This window comes from Stutzerimonas kunmingensis, from assembly GCF_900114065.1.
Lineage (GTDB): Bacteria > Pseudomonadota > Gammaproteobacteria > Pseudomonadales > Pseudomonadaceae > Stutzerimonas > Stutzerimonas kunmingensis.
Genome location: NZ_FORS01000002.1, coordinates 709,423 through 733,467, shown reverse-complemented (window position 1 = coordinate 733,467; position 24,045 = coordinate 709,423). Strand labels below are relative to the sequence as shown.

General features: G+C 61.8%; 20 protein-coding genes. 9 read left to right on the top strand and 11 right to left on the bottom strand.

Annotated features, from left to right (window positions below):
* Nucleotides 1-49: 49 nt before the first annotated feature.
* From fabI to BM275_RS07765, 6 genes are read right to left on the bottom strand one after another with little or no spacing between them, the layout of a single operon-like run.
* The gene (fabI, locus tag BM275_RS07790) at nucleotides 50-844 is read right to left on the bottom strand and encodes an enoyl-ACP reductase FabI (RefSeq protein WP_003282073.1); all 795 of its coding nucleotides are present in this window, start codon (nucleotides 842-844) and stop codon (nucleotides 50-52) included.
* Entirely contained in the window at nucleotides 825-2,486 is a 1,662-nt protein-coding gene (locus BM275_RS07785) for an ABC transporter ATP-binding protein (RefSeq protein WP_090520428.1), read from the bottom strand. Before BM275_RS07785 ends, fabI begins: the two co-directional genes overlap by 20 nt.
* 1 nt (nucleotide 2,487) lies before the next feature.
* A complete protein-coding gene (locus BM275_RS07780) occupies nucleotides 2,488-3,507 on the bottom strand; it encodes an ABC transporter permease (protein WP_014820114.1) in 1,020 nt (339 codons plus the stop codon).
* Nucleotide 3,508: 1 nt separating this feature from the next.
* Nucleotides 3,509-4,582: a microcin C ABC transporter permease YejB gene (locus BM275_RS07775; RefSeq protein ID WP_014820115.1), complete on the bottom strand. Its 1,074-nt coding sequence runs from the start codon at nucleotides 4,580-4,582 to the stop codon at nucleotides 3,509-3,511.
* A 2-nt stretch (nucleotides 4,583-4,584) separates the two neighbouring features.
* The gene (locus tag BM275_RS07770) at nucleotides 4,585-6,471 is read right to left on the bottom strand and encodes an extracellular solute-binding protein (protein WP_090520426.1); all 1,887 of its coding nucleotides are present in this window, start codon (nucleotides 6,469-6,471) and stop codon (nucleotides 4,585-4,587) included.
* A complete protein-coding gene (locus BM275_RS07765) occupies nucleotides 6,468-8,297 on the bottom strand; it encodes an extracellular solute-binding protein (RefSeq protein ID WP_090520424.1) in 1,830 nt (609 codons plus the stop codon). The genes BM275_RS07770 and BM275_RS07765 overlap by 4 nt, the downstream gene beginning before the upstream one ends.
* A 139-nt stretch (nucleotides 8,298-8,436) precedes the next feature.
* Between BM275_RS07765 and BM275_RS07760 the strand changes: the two genes are divergently transcribed.
* Nucleotides 8,437-9,888, top strand: a complete 1,452-nt coding sequence (locus tag BM275_RS07760; RefSeq protein ID WP_046618956.1) for an HDOD domain-containing protein — start codon at nucleotides 8,437-8,439, stop codon at nucleotides 9,886-9,888.
* Nucleotides 9,889-9,899: 11 nt separating this feature from the next.
* Here the strand turns inward: BM275_RS07760 and BM275_RS07755 are convergent, their stop codons facing one another.
* A complete protein-coding gene (locus tag BM275_RS07755; RefSeq protein ID WP_180982699.1) occupies nucleotides 9,900-11,456 on the bottom strand; it encodes a lytic transglycosylase domain-containing protein in 1,557 nt (518 codons plus the stop codon).
* A 100-nt stretch (nucleotides 11,457-11,556) separates the two neighbouring features.
* On the bottom strand, nucleotides 11,557-12,336 hold the full coding sequence (gloB, locus tag BM275_RS07750) for a hydroxyacylglutathione hydrolase (RefSeq protein WP_090520420.1): 780 nt from the start codon (nucleotides 12,334-12,336) through the stop codon (nucleotides 11,557-11,559).
* A 109-nt stretch (nucleotides 12,337-12,445) separates the two neighbouring features.
* On the opposite strand from gloB, the gene BM275_RS07745 reads away from it, so the two are divergent.
* The 7 genes from BM275_RS07745 to nudC all read left to right on the top strand — a co-directional run bounded on the left by BM275_RS07745 (nucleotide 12,446) and on the right by nudC (nucleotide 20,362).
* Nucleotides 12,446-13,216, top strand: coding sequence for a class I SAM-dependent methyltransferase (locus tag BM275_RS07745; RefSeq protein WP_014820121.1), 771 nt, complete (start codon nucleotides 12,446-12,448; stop codon nucleotides 13,214-13,216).
* A 38-nt stretch (nucleotides 13,217-13,254) separates the two neighbouring features.
* Nucleotides 13,255-13,710, top strand: a complete 456-nt coding sequence (rnhA, locus tag BM275_RS07740; RefSeq protein ID WP_014820122.1) for a ribonuclease HI — start codon at nucleotides 13,255-13,257, stop codon at nucleotides 13,708-13,710.
* A 14-nt stretch (nucleotides 13,711-13,724) separates the two neighbouring features.
* Nucleotides 13,725-14,450 carry a DNA polymerase III subunit epsilon gene (dnaQ, locus tag BM275_RS07735; RefSeq protein WP_044315820.1) on the top strand — a complete coding sequence of 242 codons (726 nt, stop codon included), beginning with the start codon at nucleotides 13,725-13,727 and terminating at the stop codon, nucleotides 14,448-14,450.
* Nucleotides 14,451-14,566: 116 nt separating this feature from the next.
* Nucleotides 14,567-16,819, top strand: a complete 2,253-nt coding sequence (locus BM275_RS07730; RefSeq protein WP_090520417.1) for an Orn/Lys/Arg family decarboxylase — start codon at nucleotides 14,567-14,569, stop codon at nucleotides 16,817-16,819.
* Nucleotides 16,820-16,999: 180 nt separating this feature from the next.
* Entirely contained in the window at nucleotides 17,000-17,812 is an 813-nt protein-coding gene (locus tag BM275_RS07725) for a crotonase/enoyl-CoA hydratase family protein (protein WP_090520414.1), read from the top strand.
* A gap of 37 nt (nucleotides 17,813-17,849) precedes the next feature.
* Nucleotides 17,850-19,532: a FimL-related protein gene (locus tag BM275_RS07720; protein WP_045666311.1), complete on the top strand. Its 1,683-nt coding sequence runs from the start codon at nucleotides 17,850-17,852 to the stop codon at nucleotides 19,530-19,532.
* Complete coding sequence (gene nudC / locus BM275_RS07715; RefSeq protein ID WP_090520412.1) at nucleotides 19,532-20,362, top strand: NAD(+) diphosphatase; 831 nt, start codon at nucleotides 19,532-19,534, stop codon at nucleotides 20,360-20,362. Before BM275_RS07720 ends, nudC begins: the two co-directional genes overlap by 1 nt.
* Here the strand turns inward: nudC and BM275_RS07710 are convergent.
* Nucleotides 20,330-21,115 carry a TSUP family transporter gene (locus tag BM275_RS07710; protein WP_090520410.1) on the bottom strand — a complete coding sequence of 262 codons (786 nt, stop codon included), beginning with the start codon at nucleotides 21,113-21,115 and terminating at the stop codon, nucleotides 20,330-20,332. The genes nudC and BM275_RS07710 overlap by 33 nt on opposite strands.
* A gap of 194 nt (nucleotides 21,116-21,309) precedes the next feature.
* Here BM275_RS07710 and BM275_RS07705 point away from each other — a divergent pair, with 194 nt between their 5' ends.
* The gene (locus tag BM275_RS07705; protein ID WP_090520523.1) at nucleotides 21,310-21,957 is read left to right on the top strand and encodes a hypothetical protein; all 648 of its coding nucleotides are present in this window, start codon (nucleotides 21,310-21,312) and stop codon (nucleotides 21,955-21,957) included.
* Nucleotides 21,958-22,012: 55 nt separating this feature from the next.
* On the opposite strand, the gene BM275_RS07700 is transcribed toward BM275_RS07705, so the two are convergent.
* Complete coding sequence (locus tag BM275_RS07700) at nucleotides 22,013-22,780, bottom strand: SDR family oxidoreductase (protein ID WP_023445295.1); 768 nt, start codon at nucleotides 22,778-22,780, stop codon at nucleotides 22,013-22,015.
* A 55-nt stretch (nucleotides 22,781-22,835) separates the two neighbouring features.
* Nucleotides 22,836-23,903, bottom strand: a complete 1,068-nt coding sequence (locus BM275_RS07695) for a phosphotransferase family protein (RefSeq protein ID WP_014820130.1) — start codon at nucleotides 23,901-23,903, stop codon at nucleotides 22,836-22,838.
* Nucleotides 23,904-24,045 lie beyond the last annotated feature (142 nt).

Genomic DNA, 24,045 nt, shown 5'->3' with positions numbered 1-24,045 from the left:
GAACCCCGCCAGCAGGCGGGGTTCGGTGCTTACGTAGACGGACGCGGGATCAGTCTTCCAGCGAGCCCATTGCGGTGGTGTTGAAGCCGCCGTCGACGTAAAGGATCTCACCGCTGATGCCGGAAGCCAGGTCCGAGCAGAGGAAGGCGCCGGCATTGCCGACTTCGTCGATGGTGACGTTGCGACGCATAGGGGTCTGCTTCTCGTTGGCAGCCAGCATCTTGCGGAAGCTGGCGATGCCGGAGGCGGCCAGAGTACGGATCGGACCGGCAGAGATGCAGTTCACGCGAGTGCCTTCCGGGCCGAGGCTGCCGGCCAGGTAACGAACGCCAGCTTCCAGGCTGGCCTTGGCCATGCCCATGACGTTGTAGTTCGGCATGGTGCGCTCGGCACCCAGGTAGGAGAGGGTCAGCAGGCTGCCGTTGCGGCCCTTCATCATCTCGCGACCGGCCTTGGCCAGGGCGACGAAGCTGTAGGCGCTGATGTCGTGGGCGATCTTGAAGCCTTCACGGGTGGTGACTTCGGTGAAGTCGCCGTTGAGCTGGTCGCCCGGAGCAAAGCCGACCGAGTGCACGATGCAGTCCAGGCCGTCCCACTTCTTGCTCAGTTCTTCGAATACGCGCGCGATCTCTTCATCGTTGGCGACGTCGCAGGGGAAGCACAGCTCAGGGCTCGAGCCCCAACCGGAAGCGAATTCCTCGACGCGACCCTTGAGCTTGTCGCCCTGGTAGGTGAAAGCCAGTTCTGCACCTTCGCGATGCATGGCGGCGGCGATGCCGGAGGCAATCGAAAGTTTGCTGGCAACGCCGACGATCAGTACGCGCTTACCGGTGAGAAAACCCATGTGCTTGTCCCTCTTCTGGTTGTTCGGCAGTGCCGGGCGCCATGAAGGCGGATTCCAGCAGCTGCTGTGTATACGGATGTTGTGGTGCCGCAAAAATGTCAGCGGCCGCACCTTGTTCCACCACCTGGCCCTGCTTGACCACCATCATCTGGTGGCTCAGCGCCCTGACCACCGCCAGGTCATGGCTGATGAACAGGTAGGTCAGGTTGTACTTGGCCTGCAACGAGCGCAGAAGCTCTACCACCTGGCGCTGTACCGTGCGATCGAGCGCCGAGGTCGGCTCGTCGAGCAGTATCAGCGCCGGCTTCAACACCAGAGCTCGGGCAATGGCAATGCGCTGCCGTTGTCCGCCGGAAAACTCATGGGGATAGCGATGCCGGGTTTCCGGATCGAGGCCAACCTCCACAAGCGCGTCAATGATTGCCTGTTCCTGCTCCTTGGCATTGCCCATCCGGTGGATGTGCAACCCTTCGCCAATGATCTGCCCGACCGACATACGCGGGCTCAGGCTACCGAAGGGGTCCTGAAAGACCACCTGCATCTGCCGCCGCAACGGTCGTACCTGGCGCTGCGACATGCTTTGCAGCTGCTGACCCTGGAAACGGATTTCACCGCGACTACCCAGCAAGCGAAGAATAGCCAAACCAAGCGTGGACTTGCCGGAGCCGCTCTCGCCGACGATACCCAGTGTCTGCCCCTTGGGCAGACTGAAGTTGACGCCGTCGACTGCCTTGATGTGGTCGACGGTGCGACGCAGCAAGCCCTTCTTGATCGGGAACCACACCCGCAGGTCGTCCACTTCCAGCAATGGTGCCGCTTCTTCGACCGCCACCGGACCGCCACTGGGCTCGGCCGCGAGCAGTTCCTGGGTATATGGATGCTGAGGTGCGCGGAACAGATCTTCACACAACGCCTGTTCGACGACGCGACCGCGCTGCATGACACATACGCGATGGGCAATACGCCGAACCAGGTTGAGGTCGTGGCTGATCAGCAGCAGCGCCATGCCCAGGCGTGCCTGCAGTTCCTTGAGCAGTTCGAGGATCTTCAGCTGCACGGTGACGTCGAGTGCTGTGGTCGGTTCGTCGGCGATCAACAGCTCAGGCTCGTTGGCCAGCGCCATGGCGATGACCACCCGTTGCCGCTGGCCGCCCGACAGCTCGTGCGGGTAGGCGCGGATGCGCTTGCGCGGCTCCGGGATACCGACCAGTTCCAGCAACTCCAGGGTGCGAGCGGTTGCGGTCTTGCCGCGCAGGCCCTTGTGAATCTCCAGCACCTCGTTGATCTGCTTGCCCACGGTGTGCAGCGGGTTGAGCGAGGTCATCGGCTCCTGGAAGACCATGGCGATGCGATTGCCACGGATTTTACGCATGGCCTTTTCGTCGGCCTTGAGCAGGTCCTGCCCGTGGAAGAGGATCTGCCCTTGCGGATGGCGGGCGAGCGGGTAGGGCAGCAGTCGCAGGATGGAATGAGCCGTCACGGACTTGCCCGAGCCGCTTTCGCCGACCAGGGCCAGGGTTTCGCCCTTGCGAATGTCGAATGTCACGCCTTCGACGACACGCTGGACCTGCTCGCCGGTGACGAACTCGACGGCCAGATCGCGGACCTCGACCAGATTCTCGGCTATCGGTTGTTCGGCCATGTTATTTCCTTGGGTCGAAGGCATCGCGCGCCGCCTCCCCGATAAACACCAGCAAGGTCAGCATGATTGCCAGCACCATGAAGGCGCTGATGCCCAGCCATGGCGCCTGCAGGTTGGCCTTGCCCTGGGCGACCAGTTCACCGAGCGACGGAGAACCGGCCGGCAGACCGAAACCGAGAAAGTCCAGCGCGGTGAGCGTGCCGATGGCGCCGGTGAGGATGAACGGCATGAAGGTCATGGTGGAAACCATGGCGTTCGGCAGGATGTGGCGGAACATGATGGCGCCGTTCTGCATGCCCAGCGCACGAGCGGCGCGCACGTACTCGAGGTTGCGCCCACGGAGGAATTCGGCACGTACCACGTCCACCAGGCTCATCCAGGAGAACAGCAGCATGATGCCCAGCAGCCACCAGAAGTTCGGCTGCACGAAGCTGGCCAGAATGATCAGCAGATAGAGCACCGGCAGCCCGGACCAGATCTCCAGCAGGCGCTGGCCAACCAAGTCGACCCAGCCGCCATAGAAGCCCTGCAGGGCGCCGGCGATGACGCCGATGACCGAGCTGATCAGGGTCAGGGTCAGGGCGAACAGGACCGAGATGCGAAAGCCGTAGATCACCCGGGCGAGTACATCGCGGCCCTGGTCATCGGTGCCCAGCCAGTTCTCCAGTGACGGCGGCGCAGGCGCTGGTACCTGCAGTTCGTAGTTGATGCTCGAGTAGTTGAAGGGAATGACCGGCCAGACCATCCAGCCGTCCTTCTCGGCAATCAGTTCCTGGATATAGGGACTCTTATAGTTCGCCTGCAGCGGGAACTCGCCGCCGAAGGCCGTTTCCGGATAACGCTTGAACACCGGGAAGAACCATTCGCCGTCGTAGCGCACCACGATCGGCTTGTCGTTGGCGATGATCTCCGCGCCAAGGCTGAGTACGAACAGCGCGAGGAAGATCCACAGCGACCACCAGCCACGCTTGTGTGCCTTGAACAGCGCCAGCCGGCGCTGGTTGAGGGGGGACAACTGCATCTCAGGCCTCCCTGCTTTCGAAATCGATGCGCGGGTCGACCAAGGTGTAGGTCAGGTCGCCGATCAGCTTCACCACCAGTCCGAGCAGGGTGAAGAGGAAGAGGGTGCCGAACACCACCGGATAGTCGCGGTTGATTGCCGCCTCGAAGCTGAGCAGGCCGAGCCCGTCAAGGGAGAAGATCACCTCGATCAGCAGCGAGCCGGTGAAGAACATGCCGATGAAGGCAGACGGAAAGCCGGCGATGATGATCAACATGGCATTGCGGAACACGTGGCCGTAGAGCACGCGATTCTTGCTCAGGCCCTTGGCCCGCGCCGTGATCACGTACTGCTTGTTGATCTCGTCGAGAAAGCTGTTCTTGGTCAGCAGCGTCAGGGTGGCGAAGTTGCCGATCACCAGGGCGGTGACGGGCAGGGCCAGGTGCCAGAAGTAGTCGATGATCTTGCCGGCCAGGGTCAGGTCATCGAAGTTGGCCGACGTCAGTCCGCGCAACGGGAACCAGTTCCAGTAACTGCCGCCAGCGAACAGCACGATCAGCAGAATGGCGAACAGGAACGCCGGTATGGCGTAGCCGACGATGATCGCCGAACTGGTCCATACGTCGAACTTGCTGCCGTGACGCGTGGCCTTGGCGATGCCCAGCGGGATCGAGGCCAGGTACATGATCAACGTGCTCCACAGACCCAGCGAGATGGAAACCGGCATCTTCTCGATGATCAGGTCGGTCACCTTGGCGTCACGGAAGAAGCTCTCGCCGAAATCCAGCCGCAGATAGTTGCTGAGCATGATCCAGAAGCGCTCTGCGGGTGGCTTGTCGAAGCCGTACAGGCGCTCGATCTCGGCGATCAGCTCGGGGTCCAGACCCTGGCCACCCCGGTAACTGGTGCCGGCGACCGCGACTTCCGAGCCACCGCCAGAGATCCGGCTGGTGGCGCCTTCGAAGCCTTCCAGCTTGGCGATTGCCTGCTCCACCGGGCCGCCGGGGGCGGCCTGGATGATGATGAAGTTGATCAGCAGAATGCCGAACAGTGTGGGGATAATCAGCAGCAGTCGGCGAACGATGTAAGCCAGCATGCTTAGCGCTCCGCCTCGACGCTATCAGCCGGGACCGCAGCGCCAGCTTCCTCGGCCTTCTCCGCTTCGACGGGATCGGCGACAGGTGTCTTGACGTCGGGTTTGCGCCACCAGGTCATCAGGCCGATATCCTGCCGGGGCGTCACCTCTGGATGCGCGAGGTGATTCCAGTACGCCACACGCCAGGTCTTTATGTGCCAGTTCGGCACCACGTAATGCCCCCAGAGCAGCACACGATCGAGCGCGCGGGTGTAGGTGATCAATTCCTTGCGTGAGTCGGCCCCTATCAGACCTTCCACAAGGCTGTCGACTGCCGGGTCCTTGAGACCGATGAAGTTACGGCTGCCCGGGTTGTCGGCACTCGCCGAGTGCCAGTACTCGCGTTGCTCGTTACCGGGCGAGTTGGATTGGCCGAAGCCGCTGACGATCATGTCGTAATCGCGCGAACGCAGGCGGTTGATGTACTGCGAAACGTCTACCCGACGAATTTCCAGTTCGATTCCGAGGTCGGCCAGATTGCGCTTGTAAGGCAGCAGCACCCGTTCGAACTCGGCCTGGACCAGCAGGAACTCGAGCTTCACCGGCTTGCCGGCAGCGTCCAGCATGCGGTCGTTCTCGACCTTCCAGCCTGCTTCGGTGAGCAGCCGGTATGCCTTGCGCTGCTGTTCGCGGATCACACCATTGCCTTCGGTACGTGGTAGCTCGAACGGTTTGTCGAACACCTCGGCCGGGATCTTGCCGCGAAGCGGCTCGAGCACCTTCAACTCGTCGTCATTTGGCAAGCCGGATGACGCCAGCTCGGAGTTGTCGAAGTAACTGCGGGTGCGGGTGTAGGCACCGTTGAAAAGCTGGCGATTGGTCCATTCGAAGTCGAACAGGAGCCCGAGGGCTTCACGGACGCGGCGGTCCTCCAGCTGCGGGCGGCGGATATTGAAGATGAAGCCCTGCATTCCCGCAGGGTTCTCGTTCGCAATTTCGTCACGAACGATCCGACCGTCTCTCACCGCTGGTATGTCATAGGCGGTGGCCCAGCTTTTGGCTGTGCGCTCCTCCCAATAATCAAAGTGCCCGGCCTTGAACGCCTGCAAGGCGACGGTGTTGTCGCGGTAGTAATCGAAATTGATGTGATCGAAGTTGTAGAAACCGCGATTCACCGGGAGGTCCTTGCCCCAGTAGTCTGCTACGCGCTCATAGCGGATCGAGCGGCCGGCCTGGACCTTCTCGACGCGGTATGGGCCACTGCCCAGAGGCGGTTCGAGGCTGCCCGAAGTGAATTCCTTTCCTTCCCACCAATGCTTCGGCAACACTGGCATCTGCCCGAGGATCATCGGCAGTTCGCGATTGCCAGCGTGCTTGAAATCGAAGCGCACCCGCCTCGGGCTTTCCGCTGTCACTTTCTCCACATCGGCGTAGTAGGCGCGGTATTGCGGGGCACCCTGGCTCATCAGGGTTTCGAAGGTGAACACCACATCCTCGGCCTCTACCGGCTCGCCGTCATGGAAGCGTGCCTGCGGGCGCAAGTGGAAGCGCACCCAGCTGTTGTTCGGTCCCTTTTCTATCTTTTCCGCGAGCAGGCCGTAGACGGTGAAGGGTTCGTCCAGGCTGTTGGTCGTGAGGGTGTCGTAGATCAGACCGATATCGTCGGCTGCAACGCCCTTGTTGATGAAGGGGTTGAGCGAGTCGAAGCCGCCGAAACCAGCCTGTCGCAACGTCCCACCCTTGGGAGCGTCTGGGTTGGCATATTCGAAATGCTGGAAATTGGCCGGGTACTTCGGCTTCTCGTCATACAGCGTCAGGGCATGGCGAGGAGCGGCTTCGGCGATAGCAGCGAGGCAGAGCAGCCCCAGCAGCCCGGCGCGGAGCAGCGGATGGCGCGCGCGATCATTCATTTGGTCTTCTCCAGGCTCTTCAGCCACCAGGCGCGCAAACCCAGCGTATAGGGTGGCGTGGTGACGTGGGCGAACCGATTGCGGTACGCCAGGCGGTGGTTACTGATGAACCAGTTCGGAATGGTGTAGTGGTTCCACAGCAGCACGCGGTCGATTGCGCGGGCGGCGGCGACTTGCTCGTCGCGGGTCTGCGCGGCGAGCAGCTTGTCAATCAGGTCGTCGACGATCGGATTGGAGATGCCGGCGTAGTTGCGACCGCCCTTGACGTCGACCTGACTGGAATGAAAGTACAGATACTGCTCGATCCCGGGGCTGAGGCTCTGTGCCAGCGTCATCAGGATCATGTCGTAGTCGTAATGATCGAGGCGCTGCTTATACTGCGCGCTATCGACGGTACGCAGGTTGGCCTGAATGCCGATGCGTGCCAGGTTCTCGACGTAGGGTTGGAGGATGCGTTCGAGCCGCGGGTTGACCAGCAGGATCTCGAAGCTCAGCGGTTGTCCGGCGCTGTTCAACAGGCCGGCATCCGAGGCTTTCCAGCCTGCGTCGGCGAGCAGTTTTAGCGCGTGGCGCAAGGTTTCCCGCGGAATCCCGCGGCCTTCGGTCTGCGGAAGCTGGAAGGGCTCGGTGAACAGTTCGGGCGGGAGCTGCTTGCGGTACGGCGAGAGCAACAGCCACTCACCGCCTTCGGGCTTGCCTGTCGCTGTGAAGTCGCTGTTGGGGTAGTAGCTTTCACTGCGGCGGTAGGCGCCGTAGAACAGGGCGCGATTGGTCCATTCGAAGTCGAACATCAGGCCGAGCGCTTCGCGCACACGATTGTCGGCGAAGATCGCGCGGCGCCCGTTCATGAACAGCGCCTGGGTCTGGGTCGGAATCTGGTGGGGAATTTCAGCGCGAATGATGTCGCCGCGCATCACCGCCGGAAACTGGTAGCCATTGGCCCAGTTCTTCGCCTGGTGCTCGATGAAGAAGTCGAACTCGCCGACCTTGAAGGCTTCGAAGGCCACCACGCTATCGCGATAGAACTCGACCGAGACTCGGTTGAAATTGTATTTACCCTGATTGGCCGGCAGCTTGGCGCCCCACCAGTCCCGCACTCGCTCGAAGACTACCTGCCGGCCCGGCTGCACATGCGTGATGCGGTAGGGGCCGCTGCCCAGTGGGGGTTCGAAGGTGGTCGCGCTGAAGTCTCGATTCTTCCAGTAGTGCTGTGGCAGCACAGGCAGTTCGCCGAGACGCATGATCAGCAGCGGATTTTTCGGTTGCTCGAATACGAAACGAATGCGATGTCGGTTGAGGATGTCGACCCGCTTCACCCCCTGCAGGTTGGAGCGGTACTGGGGGTGCCCATCCTTTATAAGGGTGCGATAGGAGAAGGCGACGTCATAGGCGGTAATCGGCTTACCGTCATGAAAGCGGGCTTCCTTGCGCAGGTTGAAAACCACCCAGCTGTAGTTATCGCTGTGCTCCACTGACTCGGCAATCAGACCGTAGCTGGAGGCAGGCTCGTCGCCGGACGGGTCGTAGATGCCGGTGCCGACCATCAGTGGCTCGTTCAGCTCGCTGATGCCGTATTGCAGAAAGCCGGGCGCCGAACTCAGGCTGGTACCCTTGAAAGTGTAGGGGTTCAGGGTGTCGAACGTCCCGGAGGCCATCAGTTTGATCTGGCCACCCTTCGGCGCGCGCGGATTCACCCAATCGAAGTGGGTGAAGTTGGCCGGATACTTAAGAGTGCCGAACTGCGCATAACCATGGCTTTCGCTGATGGTGGCGAAGGCGGGAAAGCTCAAGGCCAGGCAGGTCAGTAACGGTAGCAGGGCTCGCATCAGACGGGGAATCCGATCCTTGGCGCTTAGGGGCTTCTCGGGCCGGTACAGTAACAGCTTGTATGCGCTGGAAAAAGGCCGGGCAACTCGGGCAAACTGCCGGTCATTTCCCGTAATGGCATTGTGCAGAGGTGACCTCTTGGATGTACGTGCCCAGGGTCTTCAGGCATGGATAGACCGCCTGAATCAATCGGAGCTGCCTGCGTTGGCGTCCGTGGTCAAGGATCTGCAGCGCCTTGCCGTGCATGAACATGCTTCGGTGCAGCAACTGGCCGATGTACTGCTTCGTGATGCCTCGCTGACTTCCAAGGTGCTGAGGGTCGGCAATAGCAGCTATTACAACCCCTCCCAGGAGACCATCAAGACGATTTCTCGGGCCATCGTGATGATCGGCTTCGAGAACGTGCGCCTGATCAGTCTGTCGGTCACGCTGATCGACAGCCTGCTTGAGCGCGCCCCGAGGGAGCAGCTGCTGGAACTGCTGGCTCGTTCGTTTCACGCCGCGGTGCAAGCCCGCAACATCGCCGGCTATGTGCTTTCGCGTCACGAGGAAGAAGTATTCATTGCCGCGCTGCTCTACAACGTGGGCGAGCTGGCGTTCTGGGGCTGCGGTGGAGAGCAGGCGGATGAGCTGGCCCTGCTGCTGACGCAGCCGGGCATCAAGCCTGACGATGCGGTGCAGAGCGTGTTGGGCACCAGCTTCCGGCAGCTCAGCCTGGGTCTGGTCAGAAGCTGGAACCTGGGAGAGTTGACCAGTCTTGCACACACTCAGGTGGCCAGCAGCGATCCGGCCGCTCGCGCGGTCGCGCTGGGCGTACAGATCAGCGAAGCCGCACTCGGAGGCTGGGAGTGCGAGCGGATGACGTCACTGACCAGGGCCGTGGCCGAGTTCACCGGCGTGGATGAAGCTGATGCGTTGCAGCAGATACTCGCCAGCGCCGATGAAACCGTGCAGGTGGCGACCACATTTGGCGCAAGTCGTCTGGGCCGGCTCATTCCCAGTACCGATCCCGAGCAGATCCGCCTGCAGCAGGCCCAGCGTCAGGCAGCCTTGCTGCAACCGGATCTGTTGCTGATGCAACAGGCGCTGCAGGACCTGGGGCTCATGGCCTCGGGCGGCGGCGATGCCACGTTGATTCTGGATACGCTGCTGAAGGGGCTGCACCGCGGGGTTGGCCTGGAACGTGTGATGGTGGCGGTGCTGGCCGATCAGCAGACGCGTTTCAAGGTGCGTTGCGCCGTCGGTGAAGGGACCGAGACCTGGATTCAGGGCTTCGTGCTTCCCGCTGACCAACCCGAGCAGCCGAACGTGTTCAGTTACGCACTGCGCCATCGGCAGTCGCTCTGGATGGGCGTGCCGGCAAGTTATGACTTGGCCGACCTGGTGACCCAGCCGCTGCGAAAGTGGTTTGGCAATGGCATGTTCTTCATCGCACCGCTGATGGCGGGGACGCGTGAAATAGGTGTGATCTACGGCGATTGCCGGCTTTCGGGGCGGGCGCTGAAACACGAACAGTTCGTCGCGTTTCAGCGCTTTACCCAGCTGACTGGACGCTGCCTGGAGTCCCTGAGCAAGCGTCCGGCTGGGTGAATGGCGGAGGGCTAGTTGGCGAGGTATAGCGTCAGCAGCTGGCCAGGGCGCAGCACGCTGGTGCCTTTCGGGTTCCAGGTCTTCAGGTTGTTCAGCTGTACGTTGAAGCGCTTGGCGATCTGGTACAGCGAGTCGCCTTTCTGCACTTTGTAATAGGTAGGCGAATTTCCCTTGCTCTGCGCTTTGGCTACTGCCGGGCCCTGCAGGAACAGCGCCTGGCCCACTTTGAGCTGGCTGCCGGAGAGCTTGTTCCAGCGCTGCAGGTCGCGTACCGAGACGCGCTGAGCCTTGGCGATGTCCCAGAGATTGTCGCCAGATTTGACCCGGTAGCTGCGCGGCGTGGCGGCCGGCTGACGCGCTACAGCGTGCAGCAACTCCCGCGAAGCGCCGGCATCACCGCTGGTTGGGAGGCTGAGGACCTGCCCGATCCGCAACGTGTCGCTCTTCAACCGGTTCACGTCGCGGATGATGTTGACGGTCAGATGATGACGGTTGGCGATGACGCCCAGGGTGTCTCCTGCGCGCACCTGATACTGCTGCCAGTCGACCAGGTCCTGCGGCTTCATCAGCGCCAGGTTGGCTGCCAGCATTTCAGCCTTTTCCATTGGCACCAGCAGCTGCTGCGGACCATCCAGGGTAATTCGGCGGGTGAAGGCAGGATTCAGCTGGTAGAGCTCGTCCTCGTCCAGGTCGGCGAGTTTGGCGACCCGCGCCAGATCCATGCGCTGCTTGAGCGCGATGACTTCGAAGTAGGGCTCGTTGGCGATCGGATTGAGATTGATGCCATAGGCCTCAGGGGCCTGGATCAACTGCGACAGGGCCAGCAGCTTCGGCACGTAGTCGCGGGTTTCCTGCGGCAATGGCAGGTTCCAGTAGTCGGTCGGCAGGCCTAGCTTCTGGTTGCGTTCGATGGCCCGGCTCACGGTGCCTTCACCCGAGTTGTAGGCAGCCAGTGCCAGCAGCCAGTCACCGTTGAACAGGCCGTGCAGGTAGCTCAGATAACGCAGGGCTGCATTGGTCGAGGCGGTGATGTCACGGCGGCCGTCGTACCAGCTTGTCTGCCGAAGATTGAAGTGCCGGCCGGTGGCGGGAATGAACTGCCAGAGCCCGACGGCGTGGGCGGGCGAATAGGCGAAGGGATCGTAGGAGCTTTCGATAATCGGCAGCAAAGCCAGTTCCAGCGGCATGTCGCGCTCTTCGAGGCGCTCGACAATGTAGTGGATATAGGGGCTGCCGCGCTCGCTGGCGATTTCGATGGATCTTGGGCGACTGGAGAACAGCAGGCGCTGTTGCTCGATGCGGGGGTTGCTGTCCAGATGCTCTTGAAGCTTGTAACCCTCGCGGATTCGCTCCCAGATGTCCTGGTGTTCGGTGATGACGGGGGTGTCGTTCAGCCAGATGGGCTCTTGTGCCACAGGCGCCGTGGTGCGGCTTGCCTGATCGCGTGCATCATCACGCACGGCGTTGCTCTGACAGCCCGCTAGGGCGACGCAAACGGCTAGAGCCAACGCCCGACCAGAGGCTGCCAAGGCGTCCGGTTCGAGGCGTTTCTTGGGAGCTGGCGGCATTGGCTGGAATCTTCCCCGGAAACAAAATTCGGGGGATTCTAGGAACGCCCCCTGATGGGGTCAAGGCTGCATGCCGCGTTTCGGGAACCTGTCGACCTTGTCAGAAGGCGTCCTTCCAGGCGCGCAAAGCCGCGAAAACCGCCACATCGCCGTCTAGCTGGCCGCCGCTGCGCTCGCTTGCCGCATGCTGAACGGCGGCGACACCACAACGCAGAAAAGGGTTGGTCGCGCGCTCGATATCCATTCTGCTTGGCAGGCTGAAGCGGTTCGATTCGCGCAGTTCGGTCACCTCGCGTATGCGTTTTCCAATGACCGGGTTGTCCGGTTCCACTGCCCGGGCAAAGCGCAGATTGCTCAGCGTGTATTCGTGGGTGCAGTAGACGAGGGTGCTATCCGGTGTATCGGCCAGGCGCTGCAGCGAGCGGAACATCTGCTCGGGCGTGCCTTCGAACAGACGCCCGCAGCCGGCGGCGAACAGCGTATCGCCACAGAGCAGCCAGGGCTGCACGGGGGCGGCATGGAAATAAGCAATATGGCCAAGCGTGTGGCCAGGGACGGCGATGACCTGCAAGTCCGCCCCGAGTACCTCGAGGTGCTGGCCGTCGCTCAGCGCCTCGTCGCGCGCGGGAATGTTCTCGGCCGCCGGTCCATGAACGCGCGCGCCGGTCTGTGTCTTGAGCCGTTCGACGCCGCCGACGTGGTCGTGATGGTGGTGGGTAATCAGGATGTCACTGAGCTGCCAGTCCGAGTGGTCGCGCAGCCACTTCAGGACTGGCGTGGCATCACCGGGATCGACGGCAGCGCAGCGTTGAGTGGCCTCGTCCAGAAGCAACCAGATGTAGTTGTCGGTGAAGGCGGGCAGGGCTTCGATCTTCAACATGGGCGGGTCGCCAATTGAGTGACAAAGGCGCATCCTAGCAGTCCCATGGAAAAGTTGAACCCGAGCGAACTCAGCGCCGCGCAGATCGCGCGGCGAACGGAGCCGAGCGATGAACGATCGACCGTCCACCCAAGGCAGCGACCAGTGGCTGTCCATGATCAATGAGGCGTCCGCCTGGTTCGAGGGGCCGCTGGGCCAGCAGTTGCTGGTTCAGGAGAAGCAAGTCCTGACCGAAGAGCTGGCGCGTTGTTTCGGCAGCTATCTGGTGCACAACGGTCCGTTCAGCGGCGAGCCGGTGCAACCACAGAACATCAAACGCAGCGTTCGCCTCGGTGCGCCACTGCCTGGTGTGGAGATTCATTGCGAGGAGCAGGCCTGGCCGCTCGGCGAGCATGCTGCTGATGTCGTGGTGCTGCAGCATGCATTGGATTTCAGCCTGTCGCCCCATGGGTTGTTGCGTGAAGCGGCGCGTGGCGTTCGTCCGGGCGGGCATCTGCTGATCGTCGGTATCAACCCCTGGAGTGCCTGGGGCCTGCGTCATCTGGTCTCTCGCGAGGCGTTTCGGCAGGCGCGTTGCATTCGTCCGTCAAGGGTAGGGGACTGGCTGAACCTGCTGGGATTCGCGCTGGAGAAACGTCGCTTCGGATGCTATTGTCCGCCGCTTTCTTCGAGCGACTGGCAGGCGCGGTTGTCTCGTCTGGAGTCCGTCGGGCAGCAGTTGCAGGCGCCAACTGGCGGTTTCTATCTGCTGGTCGCGCGCAAGTTGATGATCGGCCTGCGGCCCTTGCGCCAGGAGCGGCGCGAACGCATGGGCAAGCTATTGCCGATGCCCGTCGCCAAAGTCAGCCGCCGCGAAGCCGAACAACACCGACTCCCTTGACGCCCCGAGCCTGTCGGCAAACAGAGTAAGCAATCCACATGAGCGACGATTGGGTCGAGATCTACACCGACGGTGCCTGCAAGGGCAATCCCGGCCCGGGCGGCTGGGGGGCGCTACTTATTTATAAGGGCGTCAAGCGTGAGCTCTGGGGCGGCGAGCCCGACACCACCAACAACCGCATGGAGCTCATGGCGGCAATCCGCGGGTTGGCGGAGCTGAAGCGCTCGTGCAAGGTTCGTTTGGTGACCGACTCGCAGTACGTCATGCAGGGCATCAACGACTGGATGCCCAACTGGAAGAAGCGCGGGTGGAAAACGGCGAGCAAGCAGCCGGTGAAGAATGCCGACCTTTGGCAGCAGCTCGACGAGCAGGTCAACCGCCATCAGGTGAGCTGGGAGTGGGTTCGCGGTCATACCGGCCATCCCGGTAACGAGCATGCCGACCTGCTTGCGAATCGCGGCGTAGTACAGGCCAAACGACAACCGATTGTGTAAGTGAGCTAAACGATATGCGCAGCGTAGTGCTGGATACCGAAACGACCGGCATGCCGGTGACCGATGGCCACCGGATCATCGAGATTGGCTGTGTCGAAGTCATCGGCCGCCGCCTGACCGGGCGGCACTACCACGTCTATCTGCAACCTGATCGTGAAGTGGACGAGGGCGCGATCGCCGTTCACGGCATCACCAACGAGTTTCTTGTCGACAAGCCGCGGTTCCGCGACATCGCCGACGAGTTCTTCGAGTTCATCAAGGACGCGCAGCTGGTCATCCACAACGCCGCGTTCGACCTTGGCTTCATCAATAACGAGTTCGCGCTGCTCGGTCAGCAGGAGCGTGCCGAGATCACCGACCACTGCTCGGTGCTCGATACCCTGCTGATGGCTCGGGAGCGTCACCCGGGCCAGCGCAACAGCCTCGATGCCTTGTGCAAACGCTACGGCGTGGACAACTCGGGCCGCGATCTGCACGGCGCTCTGCTCGATGCCGAGATTCTCGCCGACGTCTGGCTGACCATGACCGGCGGGCAGACCAATCTGTCCCTCGCGGGTGATGGTGAAAGTTCCGACGGCGGTCGCCCCCAGCCCACGCCGATCCGCCGGCTACCGGCCGATCGGCCGCGCACTGCGGTGCTGCGCGCTACCGAAGAAGAGGTTGCCGCGCACATGGCGCGAATGGCAGCGATCGAGAAAGCCGCCGGGGCCGCTCCGCTCTGGACTCAGCTCGAAGTCTGAATGGCTCGGCATTGCCGCCTGCTTGCGACGCTGCCTCACAACCGCTCGTTTCAATGCGCTGTTCCTTTGCTGCGGACGCTTCTACCCTGTAGGTGGATCGTTCGCAGAGAGTGCGCATGTACAAAGACCTGAAATTCCCCATCCTCATCGTTCACCGTGACATAAAGGCCGACACCGTTGCCGGTGAGCGAGTGCGCGGCATCGCTTCCGAACTGGAGCGCGACGGCTTCAATATCCTGCCTACAGCCAGCTCGAACGAGGGACGAATCGTCGCCTCCACGCACCATGGGCTGGCCTGCATCCTGGTTGCGGCAGAAGGCGCCGGTGACAATCAGCGCCTGCTGCACGACGTGGTGGAACTGATCCGCGTCGCTCGTCGCCGCGCGCCGCGTCTGCCGATCTTCGCGCTGGGTGAGCAGATCACCATCGAGAATGCGCCTGCCGAAGCAATGGCCGATCTCAACGAGTTGCGTGGCCTGCTTTACCTGTACGAGGACACCGTGCCGTTTCTGGCGCGCCAGGTCGCCCGCGCCGCACGCGGTTATCTAGAGGATCTGCTGCCACCGTTTTTCAGCGCGCTGGTACGCCATACCGGCGAGTCGAACTATTCCTGGCATACGCCGGGACACGGTGGGGGCGTGGCCTACCGCAAGAGTCCGGTCGGCCAGGCGTTCCACCAGTTCTTCGGTGAAAACACCTTGCGCTCGGACCTGTCGGTTTCGGTGCCCGAGCTTGGCTCGCTGCTCGATCACACCGGGCCGGTTGCGGCTGCTGAAGCCCGCGCTGCGCGAAACTTCGGCGCCGACCACACGTTCTTCGTGATCAATGGCACCTCGACGGCGAACAAGATCGTCTGGCATTCGATGGTCGCGCGGGACGATCTGGTGCTGGTGGATCGCAACTGCCACAAATCGATTCTGCACGCCATCATCATGACGGGCGCGATACCGCTGTACATGAGCCCGACGCGCAACGAGCTGGGCATCATCGGCCCGATTCCGCTGGAAGAATTCACTCGCGAGTCCATCCAGGCGAAGATCGCCGCCAACCCGCTGGCGCGTGGCCGACCGCCGAAGGTCAAGCTGGCGGTGGTGACGAACTCGACCTACGACGGGCTCTGCTACAACGCCAACCTGATCAAGCGCACCCTGGCTGACAACGTAGAAGTGCTGCACTTCGACGAGGCCTGGTACGCCTACGCAGCATTCCACGAGTTCTATGACGGCCGCTACGGCATGGATACGCGGGAGCAGGGCCCGCTGGTGTTCACCACCCACTCGACGCACAAGCTGCTGGCAGCGTTCAGCCAGGCCTCGATGATCCATGTGCTCGACAGCCAGACACGGCAGCTCGACCGCGATCGCTTCAACGAAGCCTTCATGATGCACATCTCCACCTCGCCGCAGTACGGCATCCTCGCATCGCTGGACGTGGCGTCGGCCATGATGGAAGGCCCGGCGGGACGCTCGTTGATTCAAGAGACGTTCGATGAGGCGCTGAGCTTTCGTCGGGCGCTGGCCAACCTGCGCCAGCACATCGATGCCGACGACTGGTGGTTCAGCATCTGGCAGCCACCGCTGGTCGACGGCGCCGAGGCGCTGGTGACCCCGGACTGGCTTCTTGAGCCAACGGCTGACTGGCATGGCTTCGGCGATATCGCCGACGATTACGTACTGCTCGACCCAATCAAGGTCACGCTCGTCACTCCGGGCCTTACCGCATCCGGCGCGCTGGGTGAAAGTGGCATACCGGCGGCGGTGGTCAGCAAGTTTCTCTGGGAACGTGGTCTGGTGGTGGAAAAAACCGGGCTGTATTCGATGCTGGTGCTTTTCTCCATGGGCATCACCAAGGGCAAGTGGAGCACCCTGCTGACCGAGTTGCTGGAGTTCAAGCGTCACTACGACGCCAATATCCCGCTGGTCGAGGCCCTGCCATCAATTGCGCGCGCCGGTGCAGCGGCCTATACGGGTATGGGGCTGCGTGATCTCTGCGATGCGCTGCATGCCTGTTATTGCGAAAATGCCACGGCGCGGGCCATGCGCAGGATGTACACGGCGTTGCCGGAGCCTGCGATGACTCCGGCCCAAGCCTATGACAAGCTGGTTCGCGGCGAGGTCGAAGCGGTGCCGATCGAGGCACTGCAGGACCGGATCGCGGCGGTCATGCTGGTGCCGTATCCGCCGGGTATCCCGTTGATCATGCCGGGCGAGCGCTTTACCGAAGAGACTCGCTCGATTCTCGATTACCTTCGTTTCGCCCGTGATTTCGCCGAGCGTTTCCCCGGGTTCGATGCCGACGTTCATGGCCTGCAACATGAGGCAGGCGCGGATGGATGTGTGTACACCGTCGACTGTATCCGCGAAGAATGATGCGTCGATGCTCGCCACCGTCTACAACGGCATGAACAGGTCGTCTGGCGGCGTGGTCTGTATCACATCGTCTGCATCGACATTCACTCGTCGTGGTGGCAGTTGTTATAGTTGCCCGCCGTCGTACGGGTTTGCCCGCCACGGCGCTCCCCATGCGCCCTTGCTGTCGAGGATGATAGCGTGACCGAATACAAAGCCTTCCGCGTAGAGTTGGCAGACAAGATTGCCCGCGTCGTGATCAATCGGCCTGAAAAGATCAATGCGATGGACGCTGCGTTCTGGTCGGAAATCATCGATATCTTCAACTGGATCGATGCAACCGACGAAGTGCGCGTAGTCGTCCTAAGTGGCGCCGGTGACCACTTCTCTTCCGGTATAGACCTGCAGATGCTCGCTTCGGTCGGCAGCCAGCTTGGCAACGACGTCGGCCGCAATGCAGAGCAGCTGCGGCGCAAGATCCTCTCTCTGCAGGCATCGTTCAATGCCGTGGACAACTGCCGCAAGCCGGTCATCGCCGCGATCCAGGGTTACTGTCTGGGCGGCGCCATCGATCTGATCTCCGCTTGCGACATGCGTTACAGCACGGCGGACGCGAAATTCTCGATCAAGGAAATCGACATGGGCATGGCGGCCGATGTCGGCACCTTGCAGCGGCTACCTCGCATCATCGGCGATGGCATGATGCGCGAACTGGCCTTTACCGGCCGCACCATCAGCGGCGAGGAAGCGCGCAGCATCGGGCTGGTCAATCGCACCTATGCCGATCAGCAGATGCTGATGGACGCCGTGCTGGAGCTGGTCCGTGACATCGCCAGCAAATCACCGCTCGCCATTCGCGGCACCAAGGAGATGATCCGTTACATGCGCGATCACCGGGTCGACGATGGTCTCGAGTACATCGCCACCTGGAATGCGGCCATGCTGCAGTCGGCCGACATCAAGGTCGCCATCGCCGCTCATATGAGCAAACAGAAGCCGGACTTTGCCGACTGATGCGTCACCACACGTTTGCGCGGGAGGCGCACTAGGCATGGTTACTGGAGCTACTTCACTCGGTCTGGTACGTGACGAACTGTTCGCCACCATGGAAGAAGCCGAGCAGAGCCTCGAGCATTTCATCATCGACCGCAACAACGGCGGCCTGTTGCAGCAGGCCGTGGAGAACCTCAAGCAGGTGCGCGGCACGCTCAACCTCATCGAGCTGACCGGCGCCGAGTTGCTCGCGCAAGAAATACTGCAGCTGGCTACCGACATCCCGGTCGGCGCCGGCGAGGACCGCGACGTGCAACTCGCCGCGCTGAGCAACGCGCTCTACGTGCTGCGGCGTTATCTGGAAAGCGTCGATGCCAGCCGCCAGGAAATCCCCGAGCTGCTGCTTCCAGCCATCAACGCGCTGCGCCAGGCGTGCGCGCAGCCGCCGTTGCCGGAAAGTTTCTTTTTCAGCGTCCGGCTCGACCATGCCCGTCCTGCGTTGGACGTGCCGGTTCGTTCGGGAGTCGCGCCAGTTGCCGAGGCCCGGCGGCTGCGTCAGATGTATCAGGTCGGGTTGCTCGGCTTCATTCGTGAAGAGAATCTGCCAGCCAGCCTGAAACTCATGGGCCGCGCTTTGACGCGGCTGGATCATCTCTTCGTCGAGTCGCCAGGAGGTCGGCTGTGCTGGATCGGCAGCGCCGCTGTCGAATCGCAACTGGACGGCCAGCTATTGCCGCGCAAGTCGCGCAAGCAGCTGTTTTCCCGTCTGGACCGGGAACTCAAGCAGGTCATTGGCAACCCTGCATACGAGGCGCCACGCAGCCTGCTCAAAGAGCTGCTATACGTCGTCGCGCTGGCGGACACCCATGGGCCTATCGCCAGCCAGGTCCGTCAGGTGTTCTCGCTGGGTTCGCTGCCGTTCACCGACCACCTGCTGGAAGATGAATCCCAGCGCCTGGCCGGCCCGGGCCAGGCCGTCATGCGTTCGCTGTCCTCGGCGATCCGTGAGGAACTGGCGAGCCTGAAGGATCTGCTGGATCTGATCGAGCGAGGTACCGCCCAGGCGGAAGCCTACTCGAACCTGCATAACCTGCTCGGGAAGATGGCCAAGACCCTCGGCATGGTTGGCCTTTCATCTGCGGCCAGCACGCTGCAGGCGCAGCTGGGTGACGTGTCTGGCTGGAGCCTGGAGCATGCGCCGGAACCGCATGTCATCCAGCGTCTTGCCGATGCCGTGCTGTATGTCGAGAGCATGGTCGCCAGCCTCGAGCGCGGCGATCGACGCGATAGCAAGCCTCAGGTCGCCCGACCCGGCATGGAAGCGGAAGCCTTTGCCAATCACCAGCTCACCGAAGCGTGCATCGTGGTAATCGATGAGGCGACCGCAGGCCTGGCGCTGGCCAAGCGGGCAATCACCGCTTATCTCGAGTCCAACGGGGAGAAATTGCACCTGGCCAACGTGCCGTTCAGCCTGCAGGCCGTGCGCGGCGGTCTGCGTTTTCTTGAGCAGGAGCGCGCGGCGGACCTGATCGGCGCCTGCGCTGATTTCATTCAAAAGCACATGCTCGAATCGAACCAGATGCCCCCCGAGCAACTGCTGGAAACTCTGGCCGATGCGCTGACCAGCCTGGAGTACTACCTTGAAGGTGGTGCGGTATTGCGACGTGACGACTCGCGCGTGAGCGTGCTTGATCTGGCCAGCGAGAGCGTACGCGCGCTGGGCATGCCGGTAGCCGCCTGATGAGCTTGCGCTGGCAGGCGGCGCTGCTCGATCCCTTGATGGCTGGGGGCTGGGCGGTGGTGCACTGCCGGCAACAGTTTCTGCTCGATGGCAACGGTGCGCTCTTTCCGCGGGACTGGCTCAAGCGCCTGGATCTGCCGCTGCTCAGCGAACAGGGTCTGGGGCACTTCGACGGAGAGCCGGTGTTTCTTTTCGAACTGGACTTTCCGGCCGATGTGCCAGGCGCGCGCTGGCAGGGCCTGCGCCAGTTCATGCAGGAGGACGATCGCGATCTGTTCCGGCTCCTCGGCTATGCCACGCAGATCGGTACCTGGGTCAGCCAGCATCGTTTCTGTGGCAGCTGTGGCTCGCCCATGCAGGCGCGAGCCGGTGAGCGTGCCATGTACTGTCCAGCCTGTGGAGTTCAGCACTATCCGCGGCTTTCACCGAGCATGATCGTCCTGGTCACCCGTGGAGACGAACTGTTGCTGGCGCGCTCACCGCGTTTCGCGCCTGGTGTCTACAGCACGCTGGCCGGTTATGTTGAGCCGGGTGAGTCGGTGGAGCAGTGTGTCGCACGCGAGGTAAGAGAAGAAGTCGGTGTGGCCATTCATGCGCCGCAGTACATCGCCAGCCAGGGCTGGCCGTTTCCCCATTCCCTCATGCTCGGATTCCACGCGGAATATGCCGGTGGCGATATCGTGCTGCAGCCCGAGGAAATCGAGGATGCCCGTTGGTTCGCCATCGACAACCTGCCGGCGTTGCCCGCGCGCCAATCCATCGCCCGCTATCTGATCGAGCTTTATCTGGCCCGTCGGCTAGGCCACCCCGAACCAGTGTTGCCAGGCTAGCCGCAGACTCATCGCCAGTACGACCAGAATGAATACCGGACGGATGAACCGCGAGCCACCGCGGATCGCCGTGCGCGCGCCGAGGTAGGCCCCTGCCATCAAGGCCAGCCCCATCCCAATGCCCAGCACCCAGGCGACGTGACCGCCGATTATGAATACTGCAAGCGCCATGGCATTGCTGACGAAATTCATCGTCCGCGCCACGCCGCTCGCTCTCAGCAGGTCGAGCGGGTAGAGCAGCATGCTGCTGACCGTCCAGAAGGCGCCGGTTCCCGGGCCGGCTACGCCGTCGTAAAAGCCCAGTGAAAGGCTCTGTGGCCATTGGCGTCTGCGGCCGATGACCACTGCATCGCTGGCTGATTTGGCCGGCATATGGCTGAAGAGCAGATAGATCCCGCAGGCAGAAACCACCAGCGGCAATAGCTGGTTAAGCCAGCTTGCCGGCATGAATTGCGCGACTACTGCGCCAACTGCGGCGCCGATCGCCGTGCCCGTGAGCGCTCGTCGCCACAGGCCCGGCTCGAATAGTCGGCGGCGATAGAAGGTGTAGCTGGCTGTGGCCGAGCCGAATGCGGCGCACAGCTTGTTGGTGCCCAGCACGAGATGCGGTGGTAGGCCGGCAGTCAGCAGGGCAGGAATGGTCAACAACCCGCCGCCCCCGGCGATGGCGTCGATGAACCCTGCAGTGAAAGCTACGGCGACCAGAATCACCAGCGTGGCAGGATCGAGCGCGAGCTCAAGTGCGAAGGGCATGCGGGCCTCAATAGGCAGAACGGCAGCGGAGGATAATGCGACTGGCCACGTCGGCGAAAGAGCTTGCTCGTATGACCGAGATCCACGTCCTGATAGACAAGAGTGTCAGCGCGTGATGGCCGTCCCATGCAGATGCTGGCTGCTCTGATTGCTCCTGCGGATAATGTCGCACCCAATTGAAAGGACGCATGGTTATGCAATATCTCGGGCTTGCGATCGTGATCGCACTGCTGGCTGTGATCGTATTGCTGGTCGCGCTGCGCTTGCTACTGGGGGGGCACTGGCTGATGGGATGGTTGCGCGGGACTTGCGGCTTTTTGGTCCTGTTGTTCGCCGGATTGATTGGCCTGATTGGCTACGACGTCAGCACCTACGCTGCGCTGCCTGACAAGAAGCCGCTGGTCACTGTGAGTTTCCACGCCCAGGGTCCGCAGCGTTACGAAGTCAGCCTGGAACAGGGCAACGAGACGCGAACGGTGATGCTGGAAGGTGATCTATGGCAGCTCGATCTCAATCTGCTTCGCTGGAAGAGCCTGGCTGAGCTGATAGGTCTGGAGTCAGGGTATCGACTGGAGCGGCTTTCCGGACGATATCTCGCCGTGGAGCAACAGAACATCGCCCGCCATGGTCGCGTTGTACTGAGCGAGAACCCTCTGGGCGTGGATATATGGGACGCGCTGCAGCTCGAACGCCGCGATCTGAACTTCCTAGAACCGCAAGTACTTCGTGTCGACTACATGCCAATCGCCGATGGGGCCGTCTATGCCGTGGAACTGGCGCCTACGGGGCTACTGGCGAAACCGGTGAATGCCGCTGCGACCGAGGCACTGAAGAACTGGTAAGCGTGGGCAGACAAAAAAGGGAGCCGCTTGGCTCCCTTTTTTGTGCGGCGAACGATCAGGCCAGATAACCACCGTCGACGTTCAGCGACACGCCGGTGGTGTAGCTGGACGCGTCGCTGGCCAGGTAGAGCACCGCACCGGCCATTTCGCTCGGCTGGGCGACCCGGCTCAACGGGATGTGCTGCAGTGCCATCTCCAGGATGGACTCGTTCTTGACCAGCGCTGAGGCGAATTTGGTATCGGTCAGGCCTGGCAGCAGGGCATTGCAGCGAATACCGAACTGCGCGCATTCCTTGGCGAAGGCCTTGGTCATGTTGATCACGGCGCCCTTGGTGATCGAGTAGATGCCCTGGAAGTTGCCGGGCGTTACCCCGTTGATGGAAGCGACGTTGATGATGCTGCCGCCGCCGTGTTCGCGCATCAGCTTGCCGGCTTCGATGGACATGTAGAAGTAGCCGCGGATATTCACGTCGACGGTTTTCTGGAAGGCCGAAACATCGGTATCCAGCACGTGGCAGAACTGGGGATTGGTCGCCGCATTGTTGACCAGAATATCGAGGCGGCCGAACTGTTCGCGGATCTGGGCAAACACTGACTGGATCTGTTCCATCTCGCCGATGTGACAGGCGACCGGGGTGGCCTTGCCGCCTTCAGCGATGATCGCGTCGGCTACCGCCTGGCAGCCTTCGATCTTGCGGCTGGATACGATCACATGGGCGCCTTGCTGCGCGAGCAGTTTGGCGATGGCTTCGCCGATACCGCGGCTGGCGCCGGAAACGAAGGCGATTTTGCCGTCTAGGTCGAACAGGGTTGTCTTGGACATGGTCGTTCCTCTTTTCTTGTTCGGTCCTGTGGCGTGCCACAGGGTTTGGATAGCTTCAGAGCGTCGATTGCCCGATCACTTGCAGCGCCTTGTGTTCGAGCAACTTGTTCATGTGGATGAATGAGGCGAAACGCTGGTCCTGGGTCTGACCGTGATAGAAGCGGTAGTAGATCTGCTGAACGATTCCAGCCAGGCGAAACAGGCCATAGGTGTAGTAGAAATCGATGCAGGGAATCTCGATCCCGGCTCGTTGCGCGTAGTAATCGACGAAGCCCTGCCGGGTATGCATGCCGGGTAGATGACTCGGTTGGCGACGCATTGCCTGCATTGGCTGGGGATCAGCGGCTTCGATCCAGTAGGCCAGCGTATTGCCCAGATCCATCAGCGGATCGCCGATAGTGGTCATTTCCCAGTCCAGTACGCCGATGATCTCCATCGGGTTATCCGGGTTGAGGATGACGTTGTCGAAACGGTAGTCGTTGTGAATGATTCCCGGCTTAGGGTGATCCGCCGGCATCTTGTCCTTCAGCCAGGCCTTCACCGCCTCCCAGGCGGGCGCATCGGGAGTGATGGCGCGTTCGTAGCGCTCGCTCCAACCCTCGATCTGGCGCTTCACGTAGCCTTCCGGCTTGCCCAGGTCGCCGAGGCCGCAGGCCTGATAGTCGACATTGTGCAAGTCGACGAACTTGTCGATGAAGCTCTCGCAGAGGGCACGGGTCTGGCCTTCATCGAGGCTCAGTTCCGGCGGCAGCTCCGAGCGCAGGATGATGCCGTTGACGCGCTCCATCACGTAGAACTCCGCGCCTATCACTGAATCATCGGTGCAGTACACGTACGCCTTCGGGCAGTAGGGAAAGCCTTCGTTGAGCTGATTGAGAATGCGAAATTCGCGGCCCATGTCGTGGGCTGATTTAGCTTTGTGTCCGAAGGGAGGGCGGCGCAAGACCAGATCGCGATCGGGATACTGCAGCAGGTAGGTCAGATTCGATGCGCCGCCGGGAAACTGGGAAATCTGCGGTGTACCGTTCAGGCCAGGGATATGCGCCTTCAAGTATTGGTCGATGATATCGACCGGCAACTCCTCGCCTGCACGGACGCGGGTGGTTTGATCTGTAAGCGCCATTGTTATCCCTTCTACTTATGTTCGGTGCCCAAGATGATTCAGTAATCTAATGCTCAAGGTTGCGTAGACCAAGCGATGCGCGCTGTTATTGGCCGGAGTGTTGCTGGTTAATCAAGCTCCCTGATTCGTCCGCGTATGAATC

What these genes read in the sequence shown, in the direction of transcription:
- BM275_RS07710 (WP_090520410.1), bottom strand. Translation starts at nt 21,115, where the DNA reads ATGCCCTTCGCACTTGAGCTCGCGCTCGATCCTGCCACGCTGGTGATT.
- BM275_RS07730 (WP_090520417.1), top strand. Translation starts at nt 14,567, where the DNA reads ATGTACAAAGACCTGAAATTCCCCATCCTCATCGTTCACCGTGACATA.
- BM275_RS07745 (WP_014820121.1), top strand. Translation starts at nt 12,446, where the DNA reads ATGAACGATCGACCGTCCACCCAAGGCAGCGACCAGTGGCTGTCCATG.
- BM275_RS07720 (WP_045666311.1), top strand. Translation starts at nt 17,850, where the DNA reads ATGGTTACTGGAGCTACTTCACTCGGTCTGGTACGTGACGAACTGTTC.
- BM275_RS07700 (WP_023445295.1), bottom strand. Translation starts at nt 22,780, where the DNA reads ATGTCCAAGACAACCCTGTTCGACCTAGACGGCAAAATCGCCTTCGTT.
- gloB (WP_090520420.1), bottom strand. Translation starts at nt 12,336, where the DNA reads ATGTTGAAGATCGAAGCCCTGCCCGCCTTCACCGACAACTACATCTGG.
- nudC (WP_090520412.1), top strand. Translation starts at nt 19,532, where the DNA reads ATGAGCTTGCGCTGGCAGGCGGCGCTGCTCGATCCCTTGATGGCTGGG.
- BM275_RS07770 (WP_090520426.1), bottom strand. Translation starts at nt 6,471, where the DNA reads ATGAATGATCGCGCGCGCCATCCGCTGCTCCGCGCCGGGCTGCTGGGG.
- rnhA (WP_014820122.1), top strand. Translation starts at nt 13,255, where the DNA reads ATGAGCGACGATTGGGTCGAGATCTACACCGACGGTGCCTGCAAGGGC.
- fabI (WP_003282073.1), bottom strand. Translation starts at nt 844, where the DNA reads ATGGGTTTTCTCACCGGTAAGCGCGTACTGATCGTCGGCGTTGCCAGC.
- BM275_RS07765 (WP_090520424.1), bottom strand. Translation starts at nt 8,297, where the DNA reads ATGCGAGCCCTGCTACCGTTACTGACCTGCCTGGCCTTGAGCTTTCCC.
- BM275_RS07695 (WP_014820130.1), bottom strand. Translation starts at nt 23,903, where the DNA reads ATGGCGCTTACAGATCAAACCACCCGCGTCCGTGCAGGCGAGGAGTTG.
- BM275_RS07755 (WP_180982699.1), bottom strand. Translation starts at nt 11,456, where the DNA reads ATGCCGCCAGCTCCCAAGAAACGCCTCGAACCGGACGCCTTGGCAGCC.
- BM275_RS07775 (WP_014820115.1), bottom strand. Translation starts at nt 4,582, where the DNA reads ATGCTGGCTTACATCGTTCGCCGACTGCTGCTGATTATCCCCACACTG.
- BM275_RS07785 (WP_090520428.1), bottom strand. Translation starts at nt 2,486, where the DNA reads ATGGCCGAACAACCGATAGCCGAGAATCTGGTCGAGGTCCGCGATCTG.
- BM275_RS07780 (WP_014820114.1), bottom strand. Translation starts at nt 3,507, where the DNA reads ATGCAGTTGTCCCCCCTCAACCAGCGCCGGCTGGCGCTGTTCAAGGCA.
- BM275_RS07705 (WP_090520523.1), top strand. Translation starts at nt 21,310, where the DNA reads ATGCAATATCTCGGGCTTGCGATCGTGATCGCACTGCTGGCTGTGATC.
- dnaQ (WP_044315820.1), top strand. Translation starts at nt 13,725, where the DNA reads ATGCGCAGCGTAGTGCTGGATACCGAAACGACCGGCATGCCGGTGACC.